The organism is Dactylosporangium sp. NPDC049525 (assembly GCF_040676755.1).
In the GTDB taxonomy this organism is placed as follows: domain Bacteria; phylum Actinomycetota; class Actinomycetes; order Mycobacteriales; family Micromonosporaceae; genus Dactylosporangium.
In genome coordinates this window covers 157,655-170,039 of record NZ_JBFAPO010000017.1, presented here as the reverse complement: position 1 = coordinate 170,039, position 12,385 = coordinate 157,655, and the positions used below count along the sequence as shown (strand labels likewise).

The 12,385-nt window shown below is 73.7% G+C and carries 10 protein-coding genes; 2 read left to right on the top strand and 8 right to left on the bottom strand.

Translation table 11 applies throughout. The features are described from left to right. Positions 1–15: 15 nt before the first annotated feature. The 5 genes from AB0K00_RS24885 to AB0K00_RS24865 are packed head-to-tail and all read right to left on the bottom strand — an operon-like array spanning position 16 to position 5,487. Positions 16–912, bottom strand: coding sequence for a septum formation family protein (locus AB0K00_RS24885; RefSeq protein WP_363523981.1), 897 nt, complete (start codon positions 910–912; stop codon positions 16–18). 14 nt (positions 913–926) lie between these two features. After that, complete coding sequence (locus AB0K00_RS24880) at positions 927–1,232, bottom strand: hypothetical protein (RefSeq protein ID WP_363523978.1); 306 nt, start codon at positions 1,230–1,232, stop codon at positions 927–929. Between the two features lie 9 nt (positions 1,233–1,241). Beyond that, complete coding sequence (locus AB0K00_RS24875) at positions 1,242–2,099, bottom strand: hypothetical protein (RefSeq protein ID WP_363523975.1); 858 nt, start codon at positions 2,097–2,099, stop codon at positions 1,242–1,244. Beyond that, complete coding sequence (locus AB0K00_RS24870; protein ID WP_363523972.1) at positions 2,096–2,383, bottom strand: YciI family protein; 288 nt, start codon at positions 2,381–2,383, stop codon at positions 2,096–2,098. The genes AB0K00_RS24875 and AB0K00_RS24870 overlap by 4 nt, the downstream gene beginning before the upstream one ends. A 29-nt stretch (positions 2,384–2,412) precedes the next feature. Continuing rightward, entirely contained in the window at positions 2,413–5,487 is a 3,075-nt protein-coding gene (locus AB0K00_RS24865; RefSeq protein WP_363523969.1) for a DEAD/DEAH box helicase, read from the bottom strand. A 129-nt stretch (positions 5,488–5,616) separates the two neighbouring features. Here AB0K00_RS24865 and AB0K00_RS24860 point away from each other — a divergent pair, with 129 nt between their 5' ends. Beyond that, complete coding sequence (locus AB0K00_RS24860; protein ID WP_363523966.1) at positions 5,617–8,745, top strand: penicillin acylase family protein; 3,129 nt, start codon at positions 5,617–5,619, stop codon at positions 8,743–8,745. Here the strand turns inward: AB0K00_RS24860 and AB0K00_RS24855 are convergent. The 3 genes from AB0K00_RS24855 to AB0K00_RS24845 form a co-directional block, all read right to left on the bottom strand. Then, positions 8,742–9,236 carry a pyridoxamine 5'-phosphate oxidase gene (locus tag AB0K00_RS24855; RefSeq protein ID WP_363523963.1) on the bottom strand — a complete coding sequence of 165 codons (495 nt, stop codon included), beginning with the start codon at positions 9,234–9,236 and terminating at the stop codon, positions 8,742–8,744. The two genes, AB0K00_RS24860 and AB0K00_RS24855, sit on opposite strands and share 4 nt — an antisense overlap. A 142-nt stretch (positions 9,237–9,378) precedes the next feature. Further along, on the bottom strand, positions 9,379–10,803 hold the full coding sequence (locus AB0K00_RS24850) for an LLM class flavin-dependent oxidoreductase (RefSeq protein ID WP_363523960.1): 1,425 nt from the start codon (positions 10,801–10,803) through the stop codon (positions 9,379–9,381). Between the two features lie 53 nt (positions 10,804–10,856). Next, positions 10,857–11,480: a hypothetical protein gene (locus tag AB0K00_RS24845; RefSeq protein WP_363523957.1), complete on the bottom strand. Its 624-nt coding sequence runs from the start codon at positions 11,478–11,480 to the stop codon at positions 10,857–10,859. 138 nt (positions 11,481–11,618) lie between these two features. Here AB0K00_RS24845 and AB0K00_RS24840 point away from each other — a divergent pair, with 138 nt between their 5' ends. Further along, on the top strand, positions 11,619–12,302 hold the full coding sequence (locus AB0K00_RS24840) for a DUF998 domain-containing protein (protein WP_363523954.1): 684 nt from the start codon (positions 11,619–11,621) through the stop codon (positions 12,300–12,302). Positions 12,303–12,385: the final 83 nt, after the last annotated feature.

The window sequence follows — 12,385 nt, the reverse complement described above, 5'->3', positions numbered from 1 at the left end:
CCGCCGTGGCCGCCCCTACGGCAGCTTCTTGGTGCCGAGGTTGCGGATCGAGGCGTGCAGCGGCGTCTTCGACGACACGTTGAGGAAGCAGTGCGCGGTGCGCTCGCCGAGGGCCCACTGGCTGGCGGTGAGTCCGGTCCAGAACGTGTAGATGTCGGCGCGCTGATACAGCTGGGTCTGCGAGATCCCGAGGAACTCCGCGATCTTCAGGTAGCACGCGTCGCTGGCGAGCTCCTTGAGGCGTTGCTGGGGCGGGTACTCGCCGGCGGGGGCGGTCCACGCGCCGACGAACTCGGTGTCGTGGGGGACGTCGCAGGTGACGGGCTTGACGGCGTCGACGGAGCCGTAGAAGCCCTTGGCGTCCAGGTCGCCGCCGACGAGCTGCACGCAGGTCAGCGCGAGGGGGCGGTCCTGGGCGAGGCCGCCCTTGACGCTGCCGGTGCGGTCCAGCGGCGCGAACAGGTCGTCGGACGCCTCGGCGATCCCGCACAGGTACTGCCGGCCGCCTGCCTGCCAGACCGCGGGCAGCGGCATGCGGAAGACGGGGAAGAGCCGGCCGGTGCGCCAGTCGCCGCCGAGGTACGCGGCGGCGGCCTTGTCGCACTCCGCGAACGCGGCGCGGCTCGGGTCACTGTCCCAGGCCGGCGGGGCCGCCGCGTCGGGGACGGTGCCGGCGCCGACGACCTCGACGGCGTGCGGCTCGGCGCAGTCGACGGCCAGCAGCGGCGCCACCGACGGCTCGAACGCGCTGACCCCGCCCTTCAGGCAGGTGCCGGCCGGTGATGGGGCATAGGTGGCGGCGGGAACCGCCGGCCAGCCGTTGATCAGGTCACCGTCGGTGCCGGCCGGGTCGCCGCAGCCGGCGAGCGCCCCCGCCAGGCCGAGGGACAGGCCCAGCAGCGCCGCCGTCACGCCCCGGCGCACCGTCAGCCGCCTGCGGGACGGTGGTCGACGACCTCGGAGCTCTTGTCGTCGCCGGGCTCCTCCCGCAGGAAATACACCGAACCGGCGGCCATGGCCAGGCACAGCACGACCACCGTGGCGATGATCGCGATGAGGACGACGACCATCCTGTCCTGCGGCGGCCGGCCCGGGCGCGGCGCGTGCGGGGGCGCGAACTGCGGCGGGAGCTGGGGCTGGGACTGGGACTGGGACGCGAACTGCGGCGGTGTGCCGGGAGGCGGCCCGTAGTGCGCCGGATCCGGCTGCTGCGGCGGGTACGGACCGGTCATGTCGCGACCCTACCGGTACCAGCCTCGCAGCGCCGTCAGCAGGTCCCGGCCGCCCAGGGACGGCGGCGGGGTGGGCAGCTGGCGCAGCAGGAGGTCCCGGCCGGTGACCGCGGCGGGTTCGGGATCGGCGAGCGGCACCGGCGGATACCAGAAGCGCTCCAGCTCGACGTCCGGCTCGTCCATGTCGGTCAGTATCCTGGCCGCACCCGTCGGCACGGGGACCTCGGTGAGCGCCGCCGGGGTGGTGGCCGTGCCGGTGCGCAGGGTCCGCAGCGTGGCCAGGAGCGCGTCGCGGGTCCGGCCGCGCCACAGCAGGATCTGGAACGGGTCGGCGTCGAACCGCTCCGCGAGCAGGTAGAACGTGGCCGCGAGGTGCTTGCACGGCACGGCGGCGTCCGGGCAGGAGCAGCGCATCGCGAGGTCGTGCACGCGGGCGGGGAACAGCGGCGCGTCGGCGGCGGCGAACACGTCCTCCACGTGCGGGGGCAGTTCGCCGGCGAGGAGCTTCGCGGCGCCGAGGGCCTCCGCTGCGAGGGCCGTCTCGACCCGCCGCCACACGTCGTCGTCGAAGACGTGCAGGGCGATGCTCACCCGGTACGGCGTGGGCCGCGACCCCTGCACGACGGCGGTGACGACGCCGGGCTCGACGTCCAGCGACAGGACCTGCCCGGCGCGGGCGTAGTTGCGGCCGCGGGTCAGGCGGGTGCCGAGGGCGAAGGACTCGAGCACGCCGAGGAAGCGTTTGCTCCACCAGCTCTCGCCGATGGCGCCGCGCGCGCTGCGGGCCCGGATCCCGCCCTCGACCTTGACCGTCCGGGAACCCCAGAACTCCGGAGCGGCCCCGCCGCCGCGCTGCGGACCGGTCATGCCTGGAGGGCCTCCAGGCCAGGGGCGACCACGCGCGGGACGAACTCGACGACCTCATAGGAGGCAAGGTTCTTCTGCTTGAACGGGTCGAGGGACAGCCGCGCCTCCAGCTCCAGCCGGGGCAGGCCCGCGGCGAGGATGACGCCGCCCTTGCGGGGCACCTGCGCGCCGGAGGCGAGGAAGATCCCGTCCTCGTATTGCGCGTCGAGCCACTCCTTGTGCGCGGGCATCGCCTCGTCGATCTGCTCGACGGGGGCCAGGTAGCTCAGCGTGATCACGAACATCGCCGCAGTCTAGTCCTGTTCGAAGAGGGCTACTCGACGACGGCGCCGGACTCGAGCGCCAGCAGCGAGCGCAGCTCCGTGGTGGACAGTTCGGTCAGCCACTGCTCGCCGGTACCGACGATCTTCGCGGCCAGGCCGCGCTTCTCGTTGATCATCGCGGCGATCTTCTCCTCGACGGTGCCGGCGGTGACGAACTTGCGGACCTGCACGGCGCGGCGCTGGCCGATCCGGAACGCGCGGTCGGTGGCCTGGTCCTCGACGGCCGGGTTCCACCACCGGTCGACGTGCACGACGTGGTTGGCGGCGGTGAGGGTCAGGCCGGTCCCGCCGGCCTTGAGCGACAGCACGAACACCGGCGGCGAGGACGGCGCCGCGGCCTGGAAGCGGGCCACGAGCGCGTCCCGGGCGGCCTTGTCGAGGCCGCCGTGCAGGTAGGCGACCTCGCGGCCGAGGCGGGCGGAGAGATGGCCGCGCAGCATGCCGCCGAATTCCGCGTACTGGGTGAAGACCAGCGCGCGCTCGCCGGCGGCGAGGACCTCGTCGAGGATCTCCTCCAGGCGCAGCAGCTTTCCGCTGCGCCCGGACAGGCGGCTGCCGTCGCGCATCGCGTGCGCCGGGTGGTTGCAGATCTGCTTCAGGCGGGTCATGGTCGCCAGGACGAGACCGCGGCGGGCGACGCCCTCGCTGCGTTCGATCTTGCCGAGCATCTCGTCGACGACGGCCTGGTAGAGCGACGCCTGCTCGCGGGTGAGGTTGCACAGCACCTCCATCTCCAGCTTCTCCGGCAGGTCGGAGATGATGCTGCGGTCCGTCTTGAGGCGGCGCAGCACGAAGGGCTGGGTGATGCGGCGCAGTCGCGCGGCCGCGTCGGCGTCGCCGTGCCGCTCGACCGGCTCGGCGAAGCGTTCCTTGAACTTCCGGGCGGTGCCGAGCAGGCCGGGGTTGGCGAAGTCCATGATCGACCACAGGTCGGCGAGCCGGTTCTCCACCGGGGTGCCGGTGACCGCGATGCGGTGCCGGGCCGGCAGCCCGCGCACCGCGACCGCCTGTTTGGTGGCGGCGTTCTTGACCGCCTGCGCCTCGTCGAGGACGAGCCGGTGCCACGACAGCGACTTCAACGCGGTCGCGTCGCGGGCCGCGATCGCGTAGGTGGTGATGATCAGGTCCGACGCGGCGACCGCGGCCCGGAAGTCGGCGCCGCGGGCGCGTTCGGCGCCGTGGTGGACGTGCACGCGCAGCGCCGGCGCGAACTTGGCCGCCTCCCGCTGCCAGTTGCCGACCAGCGACATCGGGCAGATCAGCAGCGTCGGGCCGGGCGCGTCGCCGGCGAGCAGTGCCAGCAGCTGCACGGTCTTGCCCAGGCCCATGTCGTCGGCGAGGATGCCGCCGAGCCCCGCCGCTTCGAGGAAGACCAGCCAGCTCAGGCCGCGCAGCTGGTACGGGCGGAGGCTGCCGTGGAACCGCTCCGGTGGCTCGGCGGCCGGGACGCGCACCTCGGTGTCGCCGGACAGCAGGTCCCCGAGCCACCCGTCGGCGGCGACCTCGACCACCGGCAGCCCGCCCGGGCCTTCGGTGTCGCCTCCGGCGAGGTGCAGCAGGTCCGCGACGGTCATGGTGGCCTCGTCGGCCTGCCGGCGCATGATCTCCAGGCCGGCGGCGAGGCGGCGCGGGTCGAGCTCGACCCATTGCCCGCGCAGCTGGACGAGGGGCGCCTTGAGGTCGCTGAGGCGGCGCAGCTCCTCCTCGGTGAGCGGCTCGTCGCCGATGGCGAGCTCCCACCGGTAGTCGATGACGGAGCCGAGGCCGACGGCGCTGGTGGTGGCGACGGTGCCGGGCTGGGTCGCGGACGGGCTGCGGGCGGTGAGCCGGGCACCGAGCCGGGCCTGGGGCTTGCGCCACCAGCCGGGCAGCAGCATCCCGAACCCGGCGCCCGCCAGCAGCGGCGCGTGCTCGCTGAGCAGCTGGTGCGCGCCGGCGGTGTCGAGGGTGAGCCCGGCCGGCCGGGCCGAGCGCAGCGAGTCCTCGAGGGCCGGGTACAGGCGGCTGGCCCGGCCGAGCTCCGCGAGAAGGGTTTCCTGCGGCGCCGGGACCTGCCACTGGGACAGTTCGAGGGGGCCGGGCGCCTGCCAGACGGTGCCGGCGTCGACGACGAGGCTCGGCTCGTCGGCGGCCTGCAGCGCGAACTCCAGACGCCACACCGGCTCGTCGTCGCCGGCCAGGGCTTCCTCGAGGGTGCCGGGCTCGGGCGGCTCGGTCAGCCGGAAGCAGGCGCGGACGGTGCCGCCGACCGCGTCGGCCTGCCAGGTGAGGAGGTCGGCGCGCAGCTGATCGAGCTCGGCGGCCGGCCCGTGGATCGCGCGGTCGGTGCCGGTCAGCGCGGTGAGCCAGGCGCCGGCGAGCCCGGGCACGCGGTGGGTGGCGGCGGGCAGCACGGCGCGGGCGGCGGCGTCGACGAGGGTGTCGAGGACCTCGGTGAGCAGCGCCGCCCGGGACGGCGCGCCGCCGAGCGCGGCCTGTGGCAGCGACAGCGCCAGGGACCGGGTGTACGCGGCGTCCTTGCCCGTCAGCACCGGCACCCACCGGGCCTCACCGGCCCCGCCGGTGCCGTTGGCGCCGCCGGCGCCGGCCTCGCTGGGGAGTTCGGCCAGGCCGGGGAGCATCCGGCCGCGGCGGACGAGTGAGGCGGCGAACGCCGCGACGGTCGCCAGGGCCCGCACGGTGTCGCCGAACACGAAGTCGTCGGCGTCGTCTGCTCTGTCGGCCGCGGTGATCGCGACCAGGGTCGAGCGCAGCAGCGCGTAGGCGTCGTCCGGCCCGTACTCGACCGTGTCGACCGCCCACTCGCTGAGTTGGAGCGGGGTGTCGGTGGGCTCCAGCCGTCCCAGCGCGGCGGGCGACGGCTCCGGCCGGTCGCCGCGGGTCGGCAGGGTGAGCGTCCGGGTCGCCGGCAGGCCGGTGTCCTCGTCCAGGCGCAGCCCGCGGACGGCGAACGGGTGCGGGGGGACCTTGGGGCGGCGGCCGCGGCGCTGGGCCGGCGGCAGGTCGGGATCCTCGGCCCAGAGGCAGAGGCGACCGTCGAGCCAGACAGCGTGCACGACGATCACCCGCGCGAGCCTAGCCGAGGACCGCCGACACGAGCGGCTGAACCTCTGTTCAGCGATGAGTGTCGTTGTTACCATCCGGTAATCCGAGTCATTTTCATATTGGCTCGCAGCCCCCGGAAGGGATCCGCCATGTCCCTGTCCCTGCTGAAACGCGCCTCCGCGGCGCTCCTCCTCCTGGCTGGCGTGCTCGTCGCAACGCCCGTGCAGGCCCCCGCCGCGGTGCTCATCCCCACGGACTACTGCCTCGACGAGTGCGACGACATCGTGCCGCCGGGCCAGAACGGCAACGCCACGCTCGCCGACATCCTCGCCCACCAGGCACTCGGCTACCGGCCGCCGCACTCGGCGGACCAGCTGGGCAAGTACGCGAACCTCGTCTCGGCGTACACCGGGCTCACCGGCGAGCAGATCGACCGCTTCTACAACAGCGCCTCCTTCGGTGTCCCCGCGGGGCAGGCCGAGCGCACCTACAGCCCGCGCGGCGACGTGACGATCGTGCGGGACAAGACCGCGGGGGTGCCGCACGTGACCGGCACGACCCGCGCCGGCACCATGTTCGGCGCCGGCTACGCGGGTGCCGAGGACCGGCTGTTCGTCATGGACCTGCTGCGCCGGGTCGGGCGCGGGCAGCTGACCCCGTTCGCCGGCGGCTCGCCCGGCAACCGCGAGCTGGAGCAGAGCATCTGGCGCAACGCGCCCTACACCGAGGCCGACCTGCAGGCCCAGGTGGACCAGCTGCGGACGAAGGGCCCGCGCGGCGCGCAGCTCTACACCGACGTGCAGGACTACATCGCCGGGGTCAACGCCTACATCGCGGCGTGCATGTCCGGGCGCAACTGCCCCGGCGAGTACGTGCTGACCGGGCACCTCGACGCGATCACCAACGCCGGCGGCCCCGAACAGTTCAAGATGACCGACCTCATCGCGATCGCCGGGGTCGTCGGCGGCCTGTTCGGCGGCGGTGGCGGCGGCGAGGTCGAGTCCGCGCTGGTCCGGGTGACCGCCCGGGCCCGCTACGGCACCGCCGAGGGCGACCGGCTCTGGGCGGCGTTCCGCTCCCAGAACGACCCCGAGGCCGTCCTCACCCTCCACAACGGACAGTCGTTCCCCTACGGCGCCGCCGACCCGGACGCCCCCGGCGTCGCGCTGCCGGACGCGGGCAGCGTCACCGCACAGCCGGTCGTGTTCGACCCGACCGGCTCCGGCACCACCGGCGTCCAGGTCGGCCCGGCCTCGGCGAAACGGCAGGGCATGTCCAACGCGGTCGTCGTGGACGCCGCGCACTCCGCCACCGGCAACCCGATCGCCGTGTTCGGCCCGCAGACCGGCTACTTCTCCCCGCAGCTGCTGATGCTGCAGGAGCTGCAGGGTCCCGGGATCAGCGCGCACGGCGTCGCGTTCGCCGGGCTCAACCTGTACGTGCTGCTCGGCCGCGGCCAGGACTACGCGTGGAGCGCCACCTCCGCCGAGCAGGACATCACCGACACCTACTCGGTGCCGCTGTGCAACACCGACGGCTCCGCGCCGACCGTGCAGTCCTCCGGGTATCGCTTCCACGGCGTCTGCACGCCGATGGAGGCGCTGACTCGCACCAACGCGTGGACGCCGACCCTGGCCGACACCACACCCGCGGGCTCCTACCGGCTGACCACCTACCGCACGAAGTACGGCCTGGTGGCGTGGCGGGGCAAGGTCGCCGGCGTGCCGGTCGCGTTCACCCGGCTGCGCTCCACCTACCGGCACGAGGCGGACTCCGCGATCGGGTTCCAGGCGTTCAACGACCCGGCCGCGATGGGCTCGCCGGCCGCGTTCATCGCCTCCGCGTCCGACGTCGGCTACGCGTTCAACTGGTTCTACGTGAACGCGACCGACACTGCGTACTACAACTCGGGCGCGAACCCGGTGCGCAAGGCCGGCGCGAACCCGAACCTGCCGACCCGCGCCGAGGCCGCCTACGAGTGGCAGAACTGGAACGCCGACACCAACACCGCCGACTACGCGACCACCGCGCAGCACCCGCAGTCGGCCGGCCAGGACTACTTCGTCAGCTGGAACAACAAGCAGGCCGCCGACTTCAGCGCCGCGGACGGCAACTTCAGCTTCGGCGCCGTGCACCGGGCCGACCTGCTCGACCGGCGGGTCAAGGCAGCACTCGCCGGCGGCGCCAAGCTCGACCGGGCCGCCGTGGTGCGCCTGGTGCAGGACGCCGCCGTCACCGACCTGCGCGCCGAGAACCTCCTGCCGGAGCTGCTGCGCATCCTCGGCACCGACCCGAACGCCGCGAAGCTGGCGGCGTGGCAGGCGGCCGGCGCGAAGCGGGTCGAGACCAGCCCCGGCTCGCACGTCTACCAGCACGCCGACGCGATCCGCCTGTTCGACGCCTGGTGGCCGAAGCTGGTCGCCGGCGCGTTCCAGCCTGGGCTCGGCGACGACGTGTACGCCGCGCTCACCGGCGCCCTGCAGATCGACGAGTCACCGTCCGGGTTCACCGGCTCCGGCGGCGGCGGGTCGCTGAACCAGTCGCAGAGCCACAAGGGCTCGGCGTTCCAGTACGGCTGGTGGGGCTACCTCGACAAGGACCTCCGCAGCGTCCTCGGCGACCCGGTCCGCGGCGGCCTCGGCCGGACCTACTGCGGCGGCGGCGCCCTGGCCACCTGCCGCCAGGTCCTCGCCTCGACCCTGGCCACGGCCGCGGCGGAACCGGCCACGACCACGTACCCCGGCGACGCGTCCTGCGGCGCCGGCGACCAGTGGTGCGCGGACAGCATCATCCAGTCGCCGCTCGGCGGCATCACCCACGACAAGATCTCCTGGCAGAACCGGCCCACCTACCAGCAGGTGGTGTCGTTCCCGGCGAAACGCGGCGACGACATCACGAACCTCGCCCTCGGCCGCAAGGCGACCGGCAACGGCACCTTCATCGGCTTCAGCGCCGGCGCCGCCGTCGACGGCGACCCGACGACCCGCTGGTCGAGCTGGTGGAGCGACAACCAGTCGCTGACCGTCGACCTCGGCTCGGCCCGTACCCTGCGGCGGGTGATCCTGCGGTGGGAGGCGGCGTACGGCGCCCGCTACCGGATCGAGGTGTCGGCCAACGGCAGCTCGTGGACCGCGGTCAGCACGGTCGACGCGGGCAACGGCGGCACCGACAGCGTCGTGTTCGCCCCGGTCACCGCCCGGTACGTGCGGATGGCCGGGGTCGACCGGGCCACGGACTACGGCTATTCGCTGTGGGAGCTCGAGGCGTACTCGCGTTAACGCATCGCCCGGTGGCGGCCGATCTCGTAGAAATGCGGGTCGGCCGCCGCCCAGGTGATGTGCTCGCCGGCCCGGCTCAGCACGCAGGTCTCGACGTGCAGCTCGACGAGCACGTTCTGGCCGAAGCCGGGCGGCGGGCTCGACAGCGACCGCTCGGCCAGGAACGCCGCGGCGACGCTGCGCCGCAGCGCCTGGTCGCGCGGGAACCTGGCCCGGCCGGTCAGGTAGAACGCGTCCTCGCCGTCGTACATCGGGAACGTGTGCAGCGCGAACCGGTCGTCGCGCAGTAGGTCCTCGAGCTTCGGGGAGACCATCAGCAGGGCGAACAGCCCGTCCTCGACGAGCAGCGGGCTGACCGGGTGGACCCGCGGGCCGCCGTCGGCGCGCACGGTGCCCAGATAGGCCAGGCCGACGCCGTCGCGGTAGAGCAGCGCGCGACCCGACGAGGCCAGGTCCGGCGCCGAGCGCCGGAATCGCCCCCACGAAAGCATGGCTGCCAGACTGGCGTACCCCCGCCCCCAGGTCAACGTCCGACCGGTCGACACCTTTTCGCGTTTCCGGCCGCCCTGACCAGCGACGATCACGGCCAGACACCAAGAGGTGCGGCAGAACTGCTGCGTGCGGCAGTCCGGCTCAGCGGAAGGCGGCCATCACCTCCGCCATCGGCTCCACGCACGAAGGGTCGGGCAGGCGGACCATCGCCTCGCGTACCCCCGCGTCCGCCAGCTGCCGGAAGCGCCCGATGTGGTCGGCGACCGTGCCGGCGTTGACCTCCTTCGCGTAGGCCTCCCGGGACCGCCGGCCGCGGCCGGCCTCGACCAGCGAAGCGAGGTGCCGGTCGTCGGCGGCCACCAGCGCGGTCCCCAGGTGCGTGAGCCGGGTCGCCGGGTTGTAGCCGCGCAGGACCTCGGCCTTGCGCCGCACCGTGGCGAGGTCGCCCATGACGTTGGCGGCGTCGGCGTAGGTCGCGGCGAGCTTCAAGGTCCGCCGCTCGCCGTTGCCGCCGACGATGATCGGCACCCGTTCCTGCACCGGCCTCGGGTAGCACAGCGCCTCCGGCACCGTCAGGGCGCGACCCTCGAACCGCGGGCTGCCCTTGCCCCACAGCAGCGGCAGCACCTGCAGTGCGTCCTCCAGCAGCGCGTAACGGTCGCTGACGCCGGGGAACGGCCAGCCGTAGGCGACGTGCTCCTCCTTGAACCAGGCCAGGCCGAGCCCGCAGACCGCTCGGCCGCCGCTGAGCACGTCGAGCGTCGCCACGATCTTCCCGAGGTGCGCGACGTTGCGGTAGGTCACCCCGGTGACCAGCGCGCCGAGCCGCACCTTCGTCGTGCACGCCGCGAGATACGCCAGGGTCGTGTAGCTCTCCAGGAAGTCCTCCCAGGCCCGCCCGAGCTGCGGGATCTGCCGGAAGTGGTCCATCACGTAGATGGCGTCGAACCCGGCCTCCTCGGCCTGCACCGCGCTCGCCCGCACGTCGACGCCCTGGAACCGGCCGATGTGCAGCCCGAACCGCAGCCGCGCCGGGTCGTCCTGCTGGCGGAGCCGGGCCTCGGCGGCCTCGACGAACGCCTCGGGCACCGTGCGCGCCGGGGTTTCCAGGTGTACCGCGTCGAACCCCTCCGATGCGAGGAGCTCACGCGTCTTCGCCCAGGCCCGCAACTGTTGCGTGAGCGCGTCGGCGGGGATCCGTTTCGTGGTCCTGGCCCGGTTCCGCGCCCGGCACTGCTCCGCCGGGGTGTCGAACGCGATCGCGACGCACGGCAGCCCGTGTGCCTTCGCGGCCGCGACCCACGCCGCCCGGCGCTGGGCGTCCAGGCCGAGGGTGTCGATGACGGTCGTCAGCCGCCGCCGCATCCGCTGCGCCACGACCGTGTCCAGCAGTGCGAACGCGTCGGCGCTCGCGGTGATGTCGTCCTCGCCGGCGCCGACGAGGGCGCGCAGCCGGTCGCTGCTGACGATCCGGTCGGCCGCGAAATGCGTCTCAGCCCAGGTGGACTTGCCGGCCGCGCCGGGCCCGACCAGCACGACCACACAGGGCTCAGGAAGGGTGAGCACCTGGACAGCTTCCCACCGTCGCGCTCAGCGCGGCGCGGGCCGGCGCGGGGGCGTCACGCTTTCGCGGTGGCGGTCAGGAGGCGGCGCAGGGCCTGGGCGATGAGGGGGACGGCGCGCGCCTCGAGTTCGGCGCCGGCGTCGCGGACCAGGGTCGCGCCGAGCTCGGTGACGCGGCAGCGGGCGACGGCCTGCCGGAACGACGCGACCGGGTAGCCGCCGCGGGGCTCGGCGAGCAGGGCGGTGTTCCACTCGCGGGTCTCGGCGACGCCGTCGACGGGCTGCGTCCACTCGAACCGGCCGGCGACCCACAGGGTGCCGACCTCGATCTCGTCGATCTCGACCCGTTCGCCGCCGAAGCGCAGCTTCACTGTGCGGCGCCGCTGCTCGATCACCGGGCGGCCCGGGACGCCCCGCGCGACCAGGTCGCGGACGGCCTGGCCGGACATGATCCAGCGCTGCTCGTCGCCGAGGCGCTGCACGGGGGCGACGTTGCGGGTCTCGCCGGCGGCGGTCGCGGCGGCGTGCCGGCGGGCGGCGCACGGCTCGCACAGCGCCGCGTAGCCGTCGCCGGTCGCCGGGTTGCGGCCCTGGTGCGACATGCAGAACGCGGTCCCGCAGTCCCGGCACCGGCCGATCGCCAGCACACCACAGTCGTCGATTCCGCACTCGGCAGCCATTCGAGCGACGATACCGCCAGCTCGCCGCTGACGCCGATTGATGGGTGCGGCCATGCGGGGCGGGTGGTGCCGGCATCACCGCGGAGTCTCGTGGCCACGCCATCGATCCGCGGCCCGCGCCGGCCGAACCTTGACGGCATGACACTCGACACCACGTATCAACCAGATATCGCGACCGATCGGCCCGGTCCGGCCGGCCGCACCGGTGCGGTCCTCGCCCGGGTCGCGGTCACCGGCGTCGCCGGGTTCTTCGCCGCCCTCATCGTCTCGACCTTGCTGCAGCCGCCGGCGTACGACAGCGTCCGCGACTACGTCAGCGGCCTGGCCGGAGTGGGGGCGAGGTTCCCGTACCTCATGGTGACCGGCTTCGAGTTCGCCGCCGTCGGCCTGCTCGCCACGGCGATCGGGCTCGTCGTGCGGTTCCGGTCGGTCTCCTCGGGGATCGCCGGGTTCCTGTTGGCCGTGTCGGCGGGGGCGACCGCGGTCGCGGGCCTGGCCCGCTTCGACTGCACGTTCAACGACGCGGCCTGCGCCGCCAAGCTCGAGGTCGCCATCAGCCAGCACGCCGTGATCCACGGGCGGGCCGCGCTGCTGGTCTTCGTGCCCGCGATCCTGTGCACGGTGTTCATGGCCGTCGCGGCGCGGGGCTGGAAGGCGACGACCGTGCTCGCGGTCATCGCGCCGGTCGAGCTGGCGCTGATGGTCATGACGGAGGAGGCCGGGACCTCCTACACCGGGCTCTTCCAGCGCGTCGTGCTGCTGTTCCTGCTGTGGACGCCGCCGCTCGTGGCGTTCCACCCGAGGTTCGCCCCGCGGCGTTGACCCGTCGCACCGGATCGCGCCGAGGACCCCGTTCTGACGAGCGGGGTCCTCGTGGTTGTGCGGACAGCAGCGGATGGGGTCGT